Genomic DNA, 18,937 nt, shown 5'->3' on the forward strand with positions numbered 1-18,937 from the left:
CGTACACGGTTGCCCCGTGCGCAGCTACTTGCTAGTGGCTGTGGCCTGCGTGCTCGTCTTCCTCGGCAGGCTTCTCAACAACCAGCGTCTCGGTGGTGAGAACCAGGGCAGCGATGGAAGCTGCATTGCGGAGGGCAGCGCGGGTGACCTTGACGGGGTCGATGACACCGGCAGCGATCAGGTCCTCGTACTCGCCCGACTTGGCGTTGAAGCCGTTGTTGGTTTCGAGCTCGGCAACCTTGGCGGTGATGACGTAGCCATCGAAGCCGGCGTTCTGGGCGATCCAGCGCAGCGGCTGGACGAGCGCGCGGCGGACAATGCCCACGGCAGCGGCGGCGTCGCCTTCGAGTGCCTTGACGGCCGGGTCCTCATCCAGTGCCTTCAGGGCGTGGATCAGGGCCGAGCCACCGCCGGCGACGATACCTTCTTCAAGGGCAGCGCGCGTGGAGGAAACAGCGTCCTCGATGCGGTGCTTCTTCTCCTTGAGCTCAACCTCGGTGGCTGCGCCCACCTTGATGACACCGATGCCGCCGGCCAGCTTGGCCAGGCGCTCCTGGAGCTTTTCACGGTCCCAGTCGGAATCGGTGCGGGTCAGCTCAGCGCGGAGCTGGGCCACGCGTGCTGCCACGTCTTCGGCCGAGCCTGCGCCGTCAACGATGGTGGTGTTGTCCTTGGTGACCGTGATGCGGCGGGCGGTACCCAGCACCTCAAGGCCGACGGTGTCCAGGCTGAGGCCCAGTTCCGGGGAGACAACCTGCGCGCCGGTGAGGGTGGCGATGTCCTGCAGCATGGCCTTGCGGCGGTCGCCGAAGCCGGGAGCCTTGACGGCGACGACGTTCAGCGTGCCGCGGATGCGGTTGACGATCAGCGTGGACAGGGCCTCGCCCTCAACGTCCTCGGCAATGATGAACAGCGGCTTGCCGGCCTGCAGCGCCTTCTCCAGCAGCGGCAGGAATTCCTGGATGCTGGAGATCTTGCCCTGGTTGATCAGGATGAGGGCGTCCTCGAGGATTGCTTCCTGGCGTTCCGCGTCCGTGACGAAGTACGGGGACAGGTAGCCCTTGTCGAACTGCATGCCCTCGGTCAGGACCAGTTCGGTCTGCGTGGTGGAGGATTCCTCGATGGTGATCACACCATCCTTGCCGACCTTGCCGAATGCCTCGGCGAGGAGCTCGCCAACCTCGTCGCTCTGGGCGGAGATAGCTGCAACGTTGGCCACCTGGGTGCCTTCAACGGGGCGGGCGTTCTCCAGCAGGCGGGCGGCGACGGCTTCAACGGAAACCTCGATGCCCCGCTTGATCTGGCCGGGGGCTGCGCCTGCCGCTACGTTGCGCAGGCCTTCCTTGACCAGGGCCTGGGCCAGGACGGTTGCCGTGGTGGTGCCGTCACCGGCAACATCGTTGGTCTTGGTCGCCACTTCCTTGGCCAGCTGCGCGCCAAGGTTCTCGTAGGGGTCGTCCAGCTCCACTTCGCGGGCGATGGTGACGCCGTCGTTCGTGATGGTGGGAGCGCCCCACTTCTTGTCCAGGACGACGTTGCGGCCGCGGGGGCCGAGCGTCACCTTGACGGTGTTGGCGAGCTTATCGATGCCGGCTTCAAGAGACCGGCGGGCAGCGTCGTTAAACGCAAGCTGCTTTGCCATGGTTTTGTCCTTTCAAGACAGAACCCCGCGCAGCCGACCAGCAGAATGCATGACCAGCGGCACGGGGATCCGGAGAGTTACTTTACGACGATCGCCAGGACGTCGCGGGCGGACAGCACGAGGTACTCGGTGCCGCCGGTCTTGACTTCGGTTCCGCCGTACTTGGAGTAGATAACGACGTCGCCAACGGCTACGTCGACAGGAACGCGGTTGCCGTCTTCAAAGCGGCCGGGGCCTACTGCAACAACTTCGCCTTCCTGCGGCTTCTCCTGCGCGGAGTCCGGGATGACCAGGCCGGAAGCCGTGGTCTGCTCGGCTTCGAGCGGGCGGACAACAATACGATCCTCAAGAGGCTTAATAGAGACCGACACTCGGACCTCTCCTTTTCGTCAGCAAATTCGTGGACTGGAAAGCTTTCCGCCGTGGCTGGCAACCGTCGTCGCGGTGCCGGCAGCAGCCTGGCTGGCAGCTCTTCATGTGTTAGCACCCTCCTAGGGAGAGTGCTAATGAAGACTCTATGTAAGGGTTAGCACTCGGTCAAGGCGAGTGCCAGCGTTTCGTCACGGGCGGACACCAACCCATGTACATTTGACCGGTGCGAGCAGCCCTGTACCTGACCCTTGCCACCCTCTTCTGGGCAGGCAACTTCGTTGTAGGCCAGGCCGCCATGGAAACCATGCAGCCGCTTCAGCTGACCTTCTGGCGCTGGGCCCTGACTGCCGTGCCGCTGCTGGTCCTGGCGCAGGCGGTGGACAGGCCGGACTGGCGCGCTGTCCTGCGCCGCTGGCCGATGCTCCTTCTCCTGAGCTGCCTTGGCATGAGCGCCTACACCCTGCTGCTCTACAGTGCGCTGGGGCACACCTCGGCGCTGAATGCATCCCTGGTGACTGCGGCAAACCCTGCCCTGATCATGATCCTGGCTGCCATCCTGCTCCGGGACAGGCCGGGCCCCCTGAGCTGGGTGGGCGTTGCCCTGGGCCTGGCAGGGGTCCTGCTGATCCTGGCCGGCGGCAACCTGCAGCGGCTGCTGACGTTCTCGATCGATGCCGGCGAATGGCTGATCGTCGCGGCCATCACCGTCTGGGGCTTCTACACGATCGCCGCCCGCAGGCTTTCCGTCCCGGCCATTACGTCCACGGCGGTGCAGGTGGCCATGGCGGCGGTTGTCCTGGTTCCCTTTGCGGCGGCCACCGGGGCCGGACTCCCGGCCACATCCTCCGAGGGCTGGTCGCTGGCCTACATCGTCCTGTTCCCCTCCCTGGGTTCCTACCTGCTCTGGAACCTAGCCCTTAAGCACACCACGGCAGCCAACGCCGGCAACTACCTGAACCTCATCGCCGTGTTCACCGCCATCATCACGGTTGCTCTCGGGCAGCCCGTCACGGTCCCGCAAATCCTGGGCGGCGTTCTGGTCATTTCCGGGGTTCTGCTCACCAGTGCGGGCGGAAAGGCACCTCAGCGGCCCAGGTCGTCGAAGTCGACGTCCTCACCGCCGTCGGCCTCGCCTGCGAAATTCCGCCCCCGGTAGAGGAAGAAGGCAGAGGCCAGGGCGGCCAGCAGCGACGCGACGAGGAAGACGACGCTGCCGGCGCGGGCTCCGTCGTACAGCCCGCGGATATCCCGGGCCTCCTGGGTGTCGTCCTTGATGTCGTTGCCGCCCACCGAATAGACCGTGGCGTTGAAGGTATCCAGGAAAAAGATGATCACCAGGAGCGCCAGGCAGACCACCGCCACTACGGAGCTGGCGATCAGTGCCGGCCGGGCGAACCTCGCCGGCCCGCCGTCCCCGGGTTGGTGGTGACGGGACTGCTGCGGACCTGCACTGTGGTTCATGGCTTCAACCCTATCGGCATAGCGCCGGCCCGCTCCTCCACTAGGCTGGAACCCATGGCTCACGCTCCCCAGGACCAGATTGCACCGCTGCTCACCCCTGAAGGCTGGGAGCTCCTGGCGTCCCTGGGCCCCTACCAGGAAGACAAATCCTTCGAGCTGAACTCGGCCCTCCGCAAGGCCGGCCACTCCCCCGAACTGGTTTCCGCCGTCCTGACCCAGTCCCGGCTCCGCACCAAGGCCGCCGCGAAGTTCGGCGAGTTCGCCCGCAGCATGCTGTTCACCCAGGCAGGGCTGGAACAGGCAACCCGGCTGAACGTTGCCGCCCGCCATGCCCAGCGGTTCGCCGAGGCCGGCATCCGCCACGTGGCGGACCTGGGCTGCGGCCTGGCCGCCGACTCGCTGGCGCTGGCCTCCATGGACATCAAGGTCACCGCCGTGGAGATGGATGAGACGACGGCGGCCTGCGCCACGGTGAACCTCATTCCGTTCCCCAACGCCACCGTGGTCCACGCGGACGCCACGGCGGTGCCGCTGGACGGGGTCGACGGCGTCTGGCTAGATCCTGCGCGCCGCGTCACTTCGACGTCGGGCACCACGCGGATCTGGGACCCTGAAGCCTTTTCGCCACCGTTGTCCTTCGTTGAGGGCCTGGCCGCGTCCGGCCTGGCCGTTGGGGTCAAGATGGGCCCGGGCATGCCGCACGCGTCCGTTCCTGCCGGCTGTGAGGCACAGTGGGTTTCGGTGGCCGGCGATGTCACCGAGGTGGCGCTGTGGTTCAACGCGGTGCGCCGGCCCGGAGTCCGCCGGGCCGCACTGGTGCTTGGCGCCCAGGGTGCGGCGGAGCTGACCAGCGGGGAAGACTTCGGGGCAGGTCCCGCCGCGCCGGTGGGGCCGGTGGAGGGCTACCTGTACGAACCGGACGGCGCGGTGATCCGGGCCGGACTGGTGGCCGACATCGCACTGCAACTGGGCGGGCACCTGGTGGATGAGCACATCGCCTATGTGTGCGCGCCGGAGCTGGTGGACACCCCGTTCGCGCGCCCCTACAAGGTCCTTAACGTGATGCCCTACAACGTGAAGGCACTCAAGGCCTGGGTGAAGGCCGAGGGCATCGGCGTCCTGGACATCAAGAAGCGCGGCACCGCCGTCACGCCTGAGGAGCTCCGCAAGCAGTTGCTGCCCGGCGGGAAGGGCGCAGCCGGAAAGAATTCCGGCAAGAGGGCCGGGACCAAAACGGCCACCCTGGTCCTGACCCGTATTGGCGAGGACCGGGTGGCCATCGTGGTGGAGCCGGTGCAGGGCACTGCCCTCGAAGAAAAGGCTACTGCGCGCGCATGAACTCTTCTGCCGCGCGCACCTGCCCGGCAGTGGGCCGGATGCCGGTGTAAAGCACAAACTGCTCCAAGGCCTGGATGGTTGCAACTTCGGCACCGGTAATTACGGGTTTCCCCGCCGCCCGCGCCGCCTTGACCAGCGGTGTCTCGGCGGGCAGCGCAACCACGTCGAACACCACTTTGGCGGCGTCGATGGCTTCCTGCGGGAAAGCCAGGGCACCTGCCTCGGATCCGCCCGCCATGCCAATCGGCGTCACGTTGATGATCAGGTCCGCGGCGCCGCGGTCGAGTTCGGCACGCCACTGGAAGCCGTACTGTTCTGCCAGCGCCTGGCCCGTGGTTTCGTTCCGTGCCAGGACTGTAACGTCCGAAAAGCCGGCGTCACGAAGCGCGGCGACAGTGGCCTTGGCCATCCCGCCCGCGCCCTGGACCAGGACGGAATAGCCCGTAGGCACCTTGTTGGTGGCCAGAAGCTGTTCGATGGCCGTGTAGTCGGTGTTGTAGGCCTTGAGGTGCCCGTCCGTGTTCACGATGGTGTTCACCGAGTCGATGGCCGTGGCGGAGGGGTCCATCTCGTCCACCAGGGCGATCACGTCCTCCTTGTACGGCATGGAGATGGCGCAGCCGCGGATGCCCAGCCCGCGGACTCCGGCGATGGCCTGTTCAAGGTTGGTGGGGGCGAAGGCCTTGTAGATCCAGTTGAGGTCCAGCTGCTCGTACAGGTGGTTGTGGAACCGGGTCCCGTTGTTGCTGGGCCGGGCCGAGAGCGAGATGCAGAGGGTCATGTCTTTATTCAGTATGGGCACCTGACCATTTAACCCGCTCCCTCCCAACTAGGTAGCGCTAAGTGTCGTTTTGAGCCCCCAAAACGACACTTAGCGCTACCTAGTTGGGTTCTAGGGGCAGCCGGTGCCGGCCGGGAAGCTTCCGACGGCGGCGGGCAGCTTCCCGGGGGCGGGCGCCTTCCCTGCCAGGACGGCGGCCAGGGCGTCGAAGGCGCCGTCGCTGCGGCCGTAGAGGGCAATCTTCACGGGAGCGGGCGAGTCCTGCAGCGGCCAGGGGGCATCAAGTGCGACGGCGATGTCCCCTTCCGCCCCGCGCCCGCCGTAGCCGATGAGGCTGACCAGCGGCCCGGAGCCCACGGACAGACCGGCCCGGACGGCCGCGGCCTCAAACCGGGCCCTGTCCCCCGGCCCGCCGCCGGCCACCCGCACCGCTCCGGGCACCAGCGGGCCGCTGCACGGTCCGGAGACCATGGTGACGGCAGAGGCGGAAACCCGGGCCGAGAGTGCTCCTCCGCTACCGGCCGGCGCACCGGTTGCCGCAGCGGTCCGGCCGTGCCACGCCATCATCGTGGCCACCCGCCGGGCAGCCTCGTCCAGGCGCTCAGGCGGCAGCGCGCCTGAGGCCACGGCCTGGACGACGGCCGCGTGTGCCTGCCCCACGTCGGCGGGCATCAGCAGGAGGTCCGCTCCGGCGGCAAGGGCCATCACGGCGGCGGTTCCGCTGGTGTACTGCTTGGCCACGGCGCCCATGTTCAGGGCATCCGTCACCGCCACCCCTTTGAAGCCCAGGCCCCGCAGCGCGGCATACGTGGGTCCGGAGAGCGACGCCGGGACGCCGGGTTCCAGCGCGGGCACGGCGATGTGCCCGGTCATCACCATGGGCGAACCGGCGGCAATGGCTGCCCCAAACGGCTTCCAGTCGCGGCCGCTGAGCTCCGCAACGGCCGCAGGCTGCACGGGCAGGCTCAGGTGGGAGTCGACGGTCACCGAACCATGCCCGGGGAAGTGCTTGACCGCAGGCAGGACGCCCGCGGCGAGCATCCCCTGGGAGAATGCGACGCCGAGCGAAGCGGCAGCACCCGGGTCCGAGGCCATGGACCGGGCACCAATGGTGGGATCCTTCGGGCCGATGGTGACGTCCGTATCGGGAGCGAAATCCACGTTGAACCCCAGCGGCACCAGCTCCGCCGCCAGCCCTTGCCCTGCTTCCTTGGCCAGGGGCGCGCTGCCGGCGGCACCGTAGCTCATGGGCGTGGGCCATTCCGTCAGGGGCGGTCCCAGCCTGGCAACCTGGCCGCCTTCCTGGTCCACCGCGATGATCCCGGGCCAGGGCCGGCCGCCGGCGGCTGCTGCCTGGGCCAGCCGCTGGTTGATGGCGGCCATGCCGTGCACGTCCATCCTGCCCTGGGGGTCGAGCGGCACGTTGTCGCCCATGATGATGGACCCGGCAAGGTGCAGGCGCTCGATGGCGGCCGCGTGGGCCTCCACCTCCTTGCCCTTGAAGAACGGAAGGAGGACCTGCCCGGCTTTCTGCTCGGTGGTCATCGCCGCCACCGCCGCGGCAGCCGTGTCGTGGTCGCGCTGCCGGGGACCCCAGCCCAGCGGCAGGGCACCCGGGTCAGGTGGCGGGGAGGAGGTGGCGGGCGCCGTCGTCGTACTCGGCGATGCGGTGGGCGAGGCTGGAGCAGAAGGGGTCGACGACGACGGGACGGAGCCGGGTGCGGCCGTACAGGACGCCAGGGCTACTGCGGCAGAGGCCGCCGCCAGGAAGGGGAAGGTTTTGTTAGGACTGTCACGCAGGTGTTGGAACAAGGCCATCAATACGATGCTACCCCTGCACTAGACTTGAACCATCCGTTCGCCTGCCGGCAACAGCCTGTCAGTGACGGCGTGAGCCAGCGGCAAACAGGACAGTTAGGACATGCGTGAAGATCGATTTCGCCCCCTCAAGGCAGTCAACCCTGGGAGTTGAATGGGAACTCGCGCTGGTGGACGGCAGGACAGGCGAACTCGCGTCCGTGGCCAATGAGGTGCTTCGCGGCGTTGCTTCACGACACCCGGAACTCAATGATGACGACGAGCATCCCCATATCAAGCAGGAACTGCTCCTGAACACCGTTGAGCTGGTGACCGGCATCTGCGAGACCGCCGCTGAAGCCAAGGAAGACCTCAGCCGTTCCCTGGCTGCCGTCCGCGAAATCACCGATCCCATGGGCGTGGAACTGTTCTGCGCCGGGAGCCACCCGTTCAGCCCGCCCCAGCTGCAGCCGGTGACGGACAAGGCCCGCTATGCCAAGCTGATCGACCGCACCCAGTGGTGGGGCCGGCAGATGGTCATCTACGGTGTGCACGTCCACGTGGGACTGGACCGCCGGGACAAGGCCCTGCCCGTGCTGGACGGCCTGGTCAACTACTTCCCGCATTTCCAGGCGCTCTCCGCGTCCAGCCCGTTCTGGGGCGGCGAGGACACCGGCTACGCTTCACAGCGCGCGCTGATGTTCCAGCAGCTCCCCACCGCGGGCCTGCCCTTCCAGTTCCGCTCCTGGGAGGAATACGAGTCCTACGTCCAGGACATGTTCACCACCGGCGTGATCGACACCCTCTCGGAGATCCGCTGGGACATCCGGCCGGTGCCCAACCTGGGCACCATCGAGATGCGCATCTGCGACGGCCTGGCCACGCTGGAGGAAGTGGGCGCCATCGCAGCGCTCACCCAGTGCCTGGTGGACGAGTTCTCCACGACCCTGGACAACGGCGGCACCATCCCCACCATGCCGCCCTGGCACATCCAGGAAAACAAGTGGCGCGCTGCCCGTTACGGCATGGACGCCATCATCATCCTCGATGCCGCGGGCAAGGAGCAGCTGGTCACCGAGCACCTGCTCGAGACCCTGAACCGGCTTGAGCCCGTGGCCGCCAAGCTGGGCTGCCCGGACGAGCTTGCCGACGTCGAAAAGATCATCCGCCGCGGTGCCGGCTACCAGCGCCAGCGCCGCGTGGCCGCTGAACACGGCGGAGACCTCAGGGCAGTGGTCCTGGACCTGGTGAAGCAGATGCGCAACGGCCCCACCGCCTGACGTTCCCGCGGCTTACGCCGGAAGGGAAACCGAGGTGACCGGCATGGACGAGTCCGGGGCGAAGCGGATGCCGCTTGGTTCCACTCCCGCCATCACCAGCTGCGCGCCCAGTGCCGCCACCATGGCGCCGTTGTCCGTGCAGAGGTCCAGCGGCGGCACATGCAGCCTGATTCCGGCGGAGGCGCAGCGCTGGCCGGTGAGCTCGCGGAGCCTTGAGTTAGCCGCCACGCCGCCGCCCAGGAGCACGTCCTTGATGCCGTGCTCACGGCAGGCCAGCACGGCCTTGGAAGAGATGATGTCCACCACCGCCTCCTGGAAGGCGGCCGCAATGTCGGCCACGGGAATCACCTCCCCGCGCGCCTCGAACTGCTCCACGCAGCGGGCCACCGCCGTCTTGAGGCCGCTGAAGGACCAGTCATAACGGTGCGGGCCGGGCTCCTCGGCCGTTCCCATGTACTTGGGCTGGCTGAGGCCGCGGGGAAACCGGATTGTCTTCGGGTTACCGGTGCGGGCCACCTTGTCGATGGCCGGTCCGCCCGGATAGCCGAGGCCCAGGATGCGGGCCACCTTGTCATAGGCTTCGCCGGCGGCATCGTCGATGGTGGAGCCGAGGAGCACCACGTCGTCGGTAATGCTGTTGATTTTCAGGATTTCAGTGTGGCCCCCGGAGACCAGCAGGGCGCCGAGGTTCTCCGGCAGCCGCGGCGCTGTGCTGCCGGCCCGGGCTGCGTTATTCCCGTCCAGCAAGCCCACTCCCACATGGGCCACCAGGTGGTTGATGGCGTACAGGGGCTTGCCGGTGGCCACCGCCAGCGCCTTGGCCGCGCAAACCCCCACCATGAGGGCTCCGGCCAGGCCAGGACCGGACGTGACGGCGATGGCGTCCACCTCGTCGAGGGTCACGCCGGCGTCGGAAAGCGCCTGCTCCAGGGTGGGAACAAAGGCATCGAGGTGGGCCCGGGAGGCGATCTCGGGGATGACGCCGCCGAACCGGACGTGCTCGTCCATGGAGGAGGACACGGTGTTGGTGAGCAGCGTTGTGCCGCGGACCACGCCGACGCCGGTCTCGTCGCAGGACGATTCGATGCCCAGCACCAGTGGCTGCAAGCGGTTCATGGCTGGCGTCCTTTCTCGGGATTCGCGTCTCCAGTGCCCGCCGCGGGGATTCCGGCGAGCTGGAGGCGCATGATGAGGGCGTCGGTGCCGTCGCGGTAATACCGGGGGCGGACGTGGATCTGTTCGAAGCCGAACCGGACATACAGCTGCTGCGCCCGCGGGTTGTCCGCCCGGACCTCCAGCAGGACGTCCGCCGCCTGCCTGCGCCGGGCTTCGTCGATGAGGCTGGTGAGCAGCGCGGTGCCGATGCCCCGGCCCTCATATTCAGGGACGACGGCGATGGTCTGGACATCCGCGATGGGCTCAATGCACATCAGGCCGGCGTAGCCCACGATGCCGTCGGTGCTTTGCGCCACCAGGTAACGGCGGGTTTCCGGCTGGGACAGTTCGTCGAGGAACATCTGCAGGGGCCAGGCATCCACCGGGAAGAGCCGCTGTTCCAGGGCACTCACGGCGGGGACGTCGTCCAGGGTCATGTCGCGGACAGTGACACCAAGGCTGCCGAATCCGGGCGTAACGCTCACAGGGCCCTCTTCCTCGGTCCGGGGACCTGGGCGTCGGACTCCCGGAGGTACAGGGGCGTGGAGTCGAGAAGTCCGTTGCCGGCCGCGAGCCTGGCCAGCGCGAACTGCCCCAGGTACAGGGCGTCCGGCTGTTCCTGCACGAAGTCGGGATGGACGTTCAGTACATCAGCGTAAAGGCCGGCGCCGGCACCGAAAGCGGGCAGGCGGGGCAGGTCGGCGGCGAAGCTGACATGCGGGCCGTCTTCCAGGACTGGAAGCTGGCCTTCCGTGAGGCTGTAGCGCGCCCAGTAGACCTCCTTGCGGCGCGCGTCGGTTGCCACGAGGAACTCGCTCACAGCCGCCGAGGATTCCGCCACTTCCAGGGCCACGGCATCCAGGCTCATCAGCCCGTGCAGGGGCTTGCCCCAGACAAAGGCCAGGGTCCTCGCCGTGGCGATTCCGGACCGCAGCCCCGTGAAAGGCCCGGGACCCACCCCCACCACCAGGGCGTCGATATCGTTTCCGGTAACGCCGGCGTCCGCGAGCATCTCTTCGATCCCCGGGGCAAGTACCTCGGCATGGCTGCGGGTGTCCTCGGTGGAGAAGCTGGCGAGCACGCCTTCCGGCACATGGTCTGAAACCAGGGCGGCGCTGGCGACGGCGGAGGTATCAATGGCCAGGATCAGCATCAGCGGACGCCTTCGTTCACGGCGCCGAGTTCCGGCGCTTCAGGCCAGCGGGGACCGTACCCGCGGATGACGATGGTGCGGGGCTCGTCCGCGTCCTCTGTGTCGAAGTCCAGGCCGGCAGGGGGCAGCTCAGCGCCGAGCCCGATCGCCCGGTGCAGGTCGATCTCCAGCCTGCTTTCGCTGAGGTGCTCCACCCGCTTCTTGCCCCACTCCACCACCGTGACGGAGGAGTCCATGGTGTTTTCAAGGTCGATGTCGTCAATCTCGGCTGCTGACCCCAGCCGGTAGGCATCCACATGGACCAGGTCCGGGCCGCCGGGCCGTGGGCCCTCCGGCAGGTTGGGGTGGATGCGGACCAGGACGAACGTGGGGGAAATGACGCCCTCCCGGACGCCCAGCCCCTCTCCCAGCCCCTGGGTGAATGTGGTCTTTCCGGCACCCAACTCACCGCTCAGCACCAGCAGGTCCCCGGCCTCCAGGACCGCAGCCAGGCGGACGGCGAGCGCATGGGTCTGTTCCGCCGTCGTCGCGGTGAGGGTTTCTTCCCAGTTGGGCAGGGCAGCTTGGCCGTTAGTAATCACGGGAGCTTCTCCTGGCTGGACACGGAGCCCGGGCCCCCTTCGTTGACGAAGCAACGCGGCACCCTGGGGCTGATCCTGGTGACGATCTCATAGTTGATGGTTCCGGCCGCCCGCGCCCAGTCATCGGCGGTGGGTCCGCCGTCCGCGCCGTCGCCGAAGAGTTCCGCCTCCGCACCGAGCAGGTCCGCACCGGCGGGGCCGGCGTCGCCCATGTCGATGACCATCTGGTCCATCGCGATCCGGCCCACCACGGGATATGTCGTCCCTGCCACCCGGACCGGGCCGCCGGTAGCGACGCGCGGAACGCCGTCGGCATAACCCATCGGTATCAGGCCCAGCGTGCTGGGGCCGCTGGTGTGGTAGCGGAGGCCGTAGGAGACGCCCTGGCCGTCCGGGACGTCCTTGCACTGCGAGACCAGGGTCCGCAGGGTCATCGCCGGGCGCAGTCCCAGCTCGGCGGAGGTCTGCCCGCTGAAAGGCGAGAGACCGTAAATTCCGAGGCCCACCCGGACCAGGTCAAAGTGGGTGTCCGGCCGGGAGAGCGTGGCAGGGGTATTGGCAAGGTGCCGGACCTCCGGGTCCACCCCGGCGTCCTCCGCAACGGCAAGGACCTCCCGGAATGTGGCCAGCTGCTGGTCTGTTTCGGGGCGCTCAGGCTCATCGGCGACCGCAAGATGGGAGAAGATCCCCACTACGCGCAGCAGGCCCTGGTCCTGGTACTCCATTGCCTCTCCCACCAACTGGTCCCAGGTGTCCAGGGCGGCTCCGTTCCGGCCCAGGCCGGTGTCCACTTTCAGGTGGATGCGGGCGGGGCGCTCCTGGTCCCGGGCCGCGGCAACGATGCTGTCCAGCTCCCAGCCCGAGCAGCCAATGTCGACGCCGGCCGCCACGGCAGCGCCGAAGTTGCTTTCCGTGGTGTGCAGCCAGGCGAGCAATGGCGCGTCGATACCGGCAGCGCGCAGCGCCAGGGCCTCCGAAATGTGGGCCACGCCCAACCAGGCCGCACCTGCCTCCAGGGCTGCCCGCGCCACGGGAACCGCACCGTGCCCGTACGCATCAGCCTTGACCACGGCCATGACTTTCGCCGGGGAGGCGGCGGCGGCCAGGCGCCGGACGTTGTGCCGGATGGCGTCGAGGTCGATCACGGCGGACCGTTCATATCGGGGGCCGGGCCCCGGGGCAGCACTGAATTCTCCGGTTGTTGCGGGGTAAGTCACCCTAGTGATTCTAGTGCTGGCGCTTCAGGCCGAATAATCCGTCAGGCGTCCGAGAGGTGGGCGATGGTTGCCGAAGCCCTACGCTGGGCGGCGAGCGGGACGTCCTGGATGATATCGGCGAGGAAGCCAAAACGCCGCAGCCATTGGCTTGTCTGGCGCTCGGGACGGGCGTTTGCGCGCTTCCACCAGTCGGCAATATCGCCCCAGCCGGGGGCGGCCAACGATCCGCCCACCTCCTGCACCGCCAGCGAGGCGCAGAGGTTGGCAAAACGCAGCCTGTTGCCCAGCGGCCAGCCTGCCAGGCTGCCGACGATAAACGCGGCGTCGAAACAGTCTCCCGCGCCCGTGGGATCGTATGCCTTGACCGGAAGCGACGGCACCCATTCCTCCTCCCCCGTTTCGGAGTCCACGGCCATGGCGCCCTGCGCCCCGAGCGTTACCACCGCTACGGGGACCCGGTCCGCCAGGGCATAGAGGGCGGTCCAGGGATCATCCTTCCCGGTGAAGGCCATGGCCTCGCGCTGGTTGGGGAGGAAGGCGTGGAAGTATTGCAGGTTGTCCAGCCGGGCAGGCGCCCATTCTCCGCTGGGGTCCCAACCGACGTCGCCGAACAGCTTGACCCCCGCGTGGTGCGCTGCCTTGGCCCACGGCTCAATCTCCCTGCCCACTTCCGCGATGCCTGCGAGGGCGGGCGGCGGGTCCCCGATCAGCTCTGAGGAGGTGATGGGCGCGGCGTGGCCGTGGGTCACCATCGACCGGTCCTTCTCCACGCACAGGGAGACCGTCACGGGTGAGTGCCAGCCCGGCACTTTTCGCGACAAGGAGAGGTCCACGTGCTCCTGCCCGGACAGGATCTTCCAGTTGAAGTCTCCGTAGCCGTCGTCCCCAAACGCGGCGGCCAGTCCTGTCTTCAGCCCCAGCCGCGCCGCGGCGATGGCCTGGTTGGCAACCCCGCCGGGGCAGCTGCCCATGCCGTCGCTCCAGATTTCGGTGCCGGGCTCCGGCGCGTGCGGAAGGCCTGTGAAAATGATGTCCTGGAAAACTGTTCCGGCCAACAGCACATCGAATCCGGGGGTTGAGGGCGGGCGGACAGCTGCCAGGGGGTCGAAAGGGCGGGCTGGGATCGCGTCCATGTCCGCACACTACGCCCTGCCGCAGACATCCGGTAGGGGCCTGCCGGGCGCGGGCCTAGACTGCTGGTTATGCGGCTTCTTATTGCCGGCGGCGGGGGTTTCCGGGTGCCGCTGATATACCGGGCACTGGCCTCCGGCCGCTTCGCCGGGATGGTCAGCGACCTCGTGCTGTACGACGTCGACCCCGCCCGCCTCGAGGCAATCACCGCTGTTCTCCGCAGCATGCCGGAAGCGCCCGGTGCACGCCTTCCCATCCATTCCACCACTGACCTTCCGGAGGCGCTGGCAGGTGCCGGAATGGTGTTCGCCGCGATCCGGCCCGGCGGGACGGCAGGACGGGTGGCGGACGAAAAAGTGGCTCAGGACCTTGGCCTGCTGGGGCAGGAAACGACCGGCCCAGGCGGGATTTCCTACGCCCTGCGGACCATCCCGCACATGCTCCGCCTTGCCCTGCTGATGAGGGTGCATTGCCCGGATGCCTGGCTGATCAACTTCACCAACCCCGCGGGCATGGTCACGGAGGCGCTGCTGCCCGTGCTGGGCCGGAAGGTGATCGGCATCTGCGACTCCGCAGGGGCCCTGGTGCAGCGGGCTGCGCGGGCGGCGGGCGCGGCGCTTCCGGAAGGAAGGCTCGACGGCGTGGGCTACTACGGGCTCAACCACCTGGGCTGGCTCTACCGGCTGGAGTCCGGCGGGCGGGACCTGCTGCCGGAGCTGCTCCGGAACCCGCGTGTGCTGGGCTCCTTCGAGGAGGGCCGGCTTTTCCCGCAGCCGTTCCTTGCCGGCCTTGGAGCGCTGCCCAACGAATACCTGTATTACTACTACCGGCAGGATGCTGCGCGGACGGCGATGCGCGCCATGGCCCGGACCCGCGGAGAATCCATCCACAGCCAGCAGCAGGAGCTCTATCCACGGCTGGCCGCGGCGGGCGCCGATGCCTTCCGGCTGTGGCAAGAGGCGCGCCGGTCCCGCGAGGAGGGCTACCTGGCGGAGGCCCGCAGTGAAGGCGGGCAGCGGGAGGAGTCCGATCTGGCGGGCGGCGGCTACGAGCAGGTTGCCCTCGCCGCGATGCATGCCCTGTCAGGAGGAGGCGGCACTCAGCTGATCCTCAACACCCGCAACTCCCTCCCCGGCGGGCAGGACACCGCCGGGCCAGCCACCGCCGGGCCAGCCACCGCAGGAACAGGCACCGCCGGGCCAACCACCGCTCAGCCAGCCGCCCCGGAACCGGCGATTCCCGGACTGCCGGCGGACGCCGTCGTCGAAGTTCCCTGCACGGTGACCAAGGACGGCGCGGTACCGCTGGCCCAGCAGGCTCCCCCGGAGCCGCAGCTGGCACTCCTCCGGCGGGTGAAGGAGGTGGAGCGGCTGACGGTGCGGGCGGCCGCGGACGGTGACCGGGACGCGGCCCTCGAAGCGTTTACGCACCACCCACTGGTGGATTCCCGGGAGCTAGGCGTGCAACTGCTGGCGGGCTACGAGCGGGAGTTCCCTGCGCTCGCGGACCTGTGGCGCCGTGGCGGGCACTAAGGGAGGAGTAGTGTTTTATCGGATGCGCACACTACCGGCGCTGCCAGGACACGCCGGTGGCCGGAAGGAGGTCCCATGGCACTGATCCGCAGGGTCGCTTTGCTCTCCCTCCACACCTCCCCCATGGAGCAGCCGGGCGCCGGCGACGCCGGCGGGATGAACGTCTACATCCGCGAACTCGCGTCCGCATTGGCCGAGGCAGGAGTTGAGGTGGAGATCTTCACCAGGTCCACCTCGACCCACCAGCCCGCCGTCGAGCATCCCGATCCCGGCGTCTGCGTCCATAACGTCCTGGCCGGGCCCCTTAAGAAGATTCCCAAGGAAGAGCTTCCGGGCCTGCTGCACAGCATGGTTGCCGAGATCGAGCAGATCCGCCGCCGCCAGCCGCACGGGCGCTACGACGTGATCCATTCGCACTACTGGGTCTCCGGAATCGCAGGGCTGGAGCTGTCCGAACTCTGGGGCGTGCCGTTGGTCCACACCATGCACACCATGGCCAAGGTCAAGAACCTGCTGCTGGAATCGGGCGAGCAGCCGGAGCCGCGGCGGCGGGAGCTGGGCGAACACCGGATCGTGGACGGCGCGGCCCGGCTGATTGCCAATACCAGCGCCGAGGCCGCCGAACTGGTTTCCCATTACGGTGCCACGTACGAGCGGATCGACATTGCCCCGCCCGGCGTGGACCTCAGCACCTTCACGCCTGCCTTCCGGGCACGGTCCCGGGCGGAACGGGGCATCCGTCCCGGGACGTTTCACCTCGTTTTCGCCGGCCGCATCCAGCGGCTGAAGGGGCCCCAGGTCCTGGTCAGGGCCGCCGCGCTGCTCCGGCAGCGCCGCCCGGACATCGACCTCCAGGTCACCATCCTTGGCTCGCTGAGCGGTAACAAGGAATTCAACCTCCGCCGCCTGGTCTCCGAGGCGGCCATGGACGACGTCGTCACGCAGCTTCCGCCGGTCAAGGCACCGGAGCTTGCGGCGTGGTTCAGGGCGGCGGACGTAGTGGTGATGCCTTCCTTCAGCGAGTCTTTCGGGTTGGTGGCGCTCGAAGCGCAGGCCTGCGGAACCCCGGTTGTGGCCACGCGCGTGGGCGGGCTGTCGCGCGCGATCTTCCACGGCAGGACCGGACTGCTGGTGGACGGGCACCACGCCGCCGACTGGGCGGACGCACTTGAGGCCCTTTATGACGATCCCGCTACCCGCGAGGACATGGGGCGGGCCGCCGGCATCCGCGCCCAGAACTCCGGATGGGCCCGCACCGCCGCCATCACGCTCGAAAGCTACCATGCCGCCGTCGACCGTTACTCGGGGAGCAGGCTCGTGCAGGCCTTTCCGGCCTCATGACCGCGCCCTCCACGGAAACCGAAACCCCACCGGCCCCGCCGAACAAAGGACAATGATGCCTTCCACCCCAAGTGACCTGGAGATCGCCAGGACGGCACGGATCCGGCCCATCGAGGATATCGCCGCGGCTGCCGGCATCAACGCTGACGCCCTGGAGCAGTACGGGCGCTACAAGGCGAAGATCGACCCCGCGCGGCTGCAGGCTCCGGCCCCTGCCGGGAAGGTGGTGCTGGTCTCCGCGATGTCACCCACCCCCGCCGGGGAGGGGAAGTCCACCACCACGGTGGGGCTCGCGGATTCCCTGGCCCGGGCGGGGCACAAGGTGATGATTGCGCTCCGTGAGCCGTCGCTGGGACCCGTCCTGGGCATGAAGGGCGGCGCCACCGGCGGCGGTTACTCCCAGGTGCTGCCGATGGACGAAATCAACCTCCACTTCACCGGCGATTTCCATGCAGTGACAGCTGCCAACAATGCCCTGATGGCGCTGGTGGACAACCACATCTACCAGGGCAACGAGCTCAACATCGACCCCCGGCGCATGACATTCAAACGGGTCCTGGACATGAATGACCGCGCCCTGCGGGAAGTTGTCATCGGGCTGGGCGGGCCCACCCAGGGGATTCCGCGCCAGGACGGGTTCGATATCACTGTTGCATCCGAAATCATGGCGGTGTTCTGCCTGGCCACGGACCTGGCAGACCTCCGGTCCCGGCTGGGCCGGATCACGTTCGGCTACACCTTTGACCGCTCCCCCGTCACGGTTGCGGACCTGGGCGTGCAGGGCGCGCTGACGCTGCTGCTGAAGGAAGCCATCAAGCCCAACCTGGTGCAGACCATCGCCGGCACCCCCGCCCTGGTCCACGGCGGTCCGTTCGCCAACATCGCCCACGGCTGCAACTCGCTGATTGCCACCCAGACGGCCCGGCGCCTGGCGGACATCGTGGTCACCGAGGCAGGTTTCGGCGCCGACCTTGGTGCCGAGAAATTCATGGACATCAAGGCACGGACCGGTGGCCTGGCGCCCTCGGCAGTTGTGGTGGTGGCAACCGTGCGGGCTTTGAAGATGCAGGGCGGTGTTGCCAAGGACAAGCTCACGGAACCGGACATCGCCGCCCTTGAGGCGGGCGTGGCCAACCTGCGCAGGCACGTCCGGAACGTGGAGAAGTTCGGGGTTCCACCCGTGGTGGCCATCAACAGGTTTGCGTCCGATTCGGCCGGGGAACTTGACTGGCTGCTGGCGTGGTGCGCTGCGGAGGGCGTACCGGCCGCCGTAGCCGACGTGTGGGGGCACGGCGGCGGCGGCGACGGCGGTGACGAACTTGCCGCCCTCGTGGCCCGGGTGGCTGCCCGGCCCAACAGCTTCCGGCACCTGTACCCCCTGGAACTGCCGGTGGAGGACAAAATACGGACCATCGCCCAGGAGATCTACGGGGCTGACGGCGTGGATTTCTCCGTTCCTGCCCTGAAGCGGCTGGCGGACATCGAGCGGAACGGATGGGGCGGGCTGCCGGTGTGCATGGCCAAGACCCAGTACTCCTTTACGGACGACGCCTCCCGCCTCGGAGCGCCCAAGGGCTTCACCATCCACGTGCGGGACCTCCTGCCCAAGACCGGTGCGGGGTTCATCGTCGCGCTGACCGGAGCGGTGATGACAATGCCCGGCCTGCCTGCCGCGCCGGCTGCCATGAGGATGGACGTGGACGCCGACGGCAACCCCGTGGGCCTCGCCTAGCGCACCCTCTCTCACTTAATGTGCGCTTTCCTGCGATCCTCTCTCACTTAATGTTGGCTTTTTACAGACGCTCTCTCACTTAACGTGGGTTTTCCGGCGATCCCCTCGCACTTCTGCTGAGCCGGGGACTCTTGAGGCCGCCGCTTGGCGGTAAGAACGGTACGCGCAGCTGGCCTGTCCGGCGTCCCGCTTCAGCGAAACGAAGATCACTGCCGTGCTCGCCGGACCCGACATTGCCGCGACGACCGCGCCGGAGAGCACCGACAGGCTCATACTCACTGCCGCCGTCGGCATGCATATGCAAAGCCAGCTTCTGCTCAATCTACTGGCACTCGCAGGCCAGCCACGCCATCCGCCAATACCAGGGTTAAAGCGCGGCGCTCCCGCACCGAAGTGAGAGAGCGCCGCGTGGAAGCCCACATTA

Annotated in this window: 17 protein-coding genes; 6 read left to right on the top strand and 11 right to left on the bottom strand. The window is 67.9% G+C overall.

What is annotated here, in order from left to right; translation table 11 throughout:
• Positions 1-31: 31 nt before the first annotated feature.
• The gene (gene groL, locus C3B78_RS13825) at positions 32-1,642 is read right to left on the bottom strand and encodes a chaperonin GroEL (protein WP_104998581.1); all 1,611 of its coding nucleotides are present in this window, start codon (positions 1,640-1,642) and stop codon (positions 32-34) included.
• Between the two features lie 77 nt (positions 1,643-1,719).
• A complete protein-coding gene (gene groES, locus C3B78_RS13830) occupies positions 1,720-2,013 on the bottom strand; it encodes a co-chaperone GroES (RefSeq protein WP_003805290.1) in 294 nt (97 codons plus the stop codon).
• Between the two features lie 224 nt (positions 2,014-2,237).
• Here groES and C3B78_RS13835 point away from each other — a divergent pair, with 224 nt between their 5' ends.
• On the top strand, positions 2,238-3,170 hold the full coding sequence (locus tag C3B78_RS13835) for a DMT family transporter (RefSeq protein WP_104998582.1): 933 nt from the start codon (positions 2,238-2,240) through the stop codon (positions 3,168-3,170).
• Here the strand turns inward: C3B78_RS13835 and C3B78_RS13840 are convergent.
• Positions 3,098-3,475, bottom strand: a complete 378-nt coding sequence (locus C3B78_RS13840) for a hypothetical protein (RefSeq protein WP_104998583.1) — start codon at positions 3,473-3,475, stop codon at positions 3,098-3,100. The two genes, C3B78_RS13835 and C3B78_RS13840, sit on opposite strands and share 73 nt — an antisense overlap.
• Positions 3,476-3,529: 54 nt before the next feature.
• Here C3B78_RS13840 and C3B78_RS13845 point away from each other — a divergent pair, with 54 nt between their 5' ends.
• Positions 3,530-4,813, top strand: a complete 1,284-nt coding sequence (locus tag C3B78_RS13845) for a class I SAM-dependent methyltransferase (protein ID WP_104998584.1) — start codon at positions 3,530-3,532, stop codon at positions 4,811-4,813.
• Here the strand turns inward: C3B78_RS13845 and C3B78_RS13850 are convergent.
• Complete coding sequence (locus tag C3B78_RS13850) at positions 4,797-5,594, bottom strand: shikimate 5-dehydrogenase (RefSeq protein WP_104998585.1); 798 nt, start codon at positions 5,592-5,594, stop codon at positions 4,797-4,799. The two genes, C3B78_RS13845 and C3B78_RS13850, sit on opposite strands and share 17 nt — an antisense overlap.
• 111 nt (positions 5,595-5,705) lie before the next feature.
• A complete protein-coding gene (locus tag C3B78_RS13855; protein WP_104998586.1) occupies positions 5,706-7,139 on the bottom strand; it encodes a glycoside hydrolase family 3 N-terminal domain-containing protein in 1,434 nt (477 codons plus the stop codon).
• A 380-nt stretch (positions 7,140-7,519) separates the two neighbouring features.
• Here C3B78_RS13855 and C3B78_RS13865 point away from each other — a divergent pair, with 380 nt between their 5' ends.
• Positions 7,520-8,671: a glutamate--cysteine ligase gene (locus tag C3B78_RS13865; RefSeq protein WP_104998587.1), complete on the top strand. Its 1,152-nt coding sequence runs from the start codon at positions 7,520-7,522 to the stop codon at positions 8,669-8,671.
• A 12-nt stretch (positions 8,672-8,683) separates the two neighbouring features.
• Here the strand turns inward: C3B78_RS13865 and tsaD are convergent, their stop codons facing one another.
• Genes tsaD through C3B78_RS13895 form a run of 6 tightly spaced genes read right to left on the bottom strand, consistent with a single transcriptional unit; the run spans position 8,684 to position 13,910 of the window.
• Complete coding sequence (tsaD, locus tag C3B78_RS13870) at positions 8,684-9,787, bottom strand: tRNA (adenosine(37)-N6)-threonylcarbamoyltransferase complex transferase subunit TsaD (RefSeq protein ID WP_104998588.1); 1,104 nt, start codon at positions 9,785-9,787, stop codon at positions 8,684-8,686.
• Entirely contained in the window at positions 9,784-10,263 is a 480-nt protein-coding gene (gene rimI, locus C3B78_RS13875) for a ribosomal protein S18-alanine N-acetyltransferase (protein ID WP_104999800.1), read from the bottom strand. The genes tsaD and rimI overlap by 4 nt, the downstream gene beginning before the upstream one ends.
• Positions 10,264-10,307: 44 nt before the next feature.
• On the bottom strand, positions 10,308-10,979 hold the full coding sequence (gene tsaB / locus C3B78_RS13880; protein WP_104998589.1) for a tRNA (adenosine(37)-N6)-threonylcarbamoyltransferase complex dimerization subunit type 1 TsaB: 672 nt from the start codon (positions 10,977-10,979) through the stop codon (positions 10,308-10,310).
• Positions 10,979-11,560 carry a tRNA (adenosine(37)-N6)-threonylcarbamoyltransferase complex ATPase subunit type 1 TsaE gene (gene tsaE, locus C3B78_RS13885; protein WP_104998590.1) on the bottom strand — a complete coding sequence of 194 codons (582 nt, stop codon included), beginning with the start codon at positions 11,558-11,560 and terminating at the stop codon, positions 10,979-10,981. Before tsaE ends, tsaB begins: the two co-directional genes overlap by 1 nt.
• The gene (alr, locus tag C3B78_RS13890; RefSeq protein ID WP_104998591.1) at positions 11,557-12,777 is read right to left on the bottom strand and encodes an alanine racemase; all 1,221 of its coding nucleotides are present in this window, start codon (positions 12,775-12,777) and stop codon (positions 11,557-11,559) included. The genes tsaE and alr overlap by 4 nt, the downstream gene beginning before the upstream one ends.
• Positions 12,778-12,818: 41 nt before the next feature.
• Positions 12,819-13,910, bottom strand: coding sequence for a carbohydrate kinase family protein (locus C3B78_RS13895; RefSeq protein ID WP_104998592.1), 1,092 nt, complete (start codon positions 13,908-13,910; stop codon positions 12,819-12,821).
• Between the two features lie 69 nt (positions 13,911-13,979).
• On the opposite strand from C3B78_RS13895, the gene C3B78_RS13900 reads away from it, so the two are divergent.
• The 3 genes from C3B78_RS13900 (at position 13,980) to C3B78_RS13910 (ending at position 18,513) form a co-directional block, all read left to right on the top strand.
• A complete protein-coding gene (locus C3B78_RS13900; protein ID WP_104998593.1) occupies positions 13,980-15,440 on the top strand; it encodes a family 4 glycosyl hydrolase in 1,461 nt (486 codons plus the stop codon).
• Positions 15,441-15,515: 75 nt separating this feature from the next.
• Complete coding sequence (gene mshA, locus C3B78_RS13905) at positions 15,516-16,781, top strand: D-inositol-3-phosphate glycosyltransferase (RefSeq protein WP_104998594.1); 1,266 nt, start codon at positions 15,516-15,518, stop codon at positions 16,779-16,781.
• A 55-nt stretch (positions 16,782-16,836) separates the two neighbouring features.
• On the top strand, positions 16,837-18,513 hold the full coding sequence (locus C3B78_RS13910) for a formate--tetrahydrofolate ligase (RefSeq protein ID WP_104999801.1): 1,677 nt from the start codon (positions 16,837-16,839) through the stop codon (positions 18,511-18,513).
• Positions 18,514-18,937: the final 424 nt, after the last annotated feature.

Source organism: Arthrobacter sp. PGP41 (assembly GCF_002953935.1).
GTDB lineage: Bacteria > Actinomycetota > Actinomycetes > Actinomycetales > Micrococcaceae > Arthrobacter.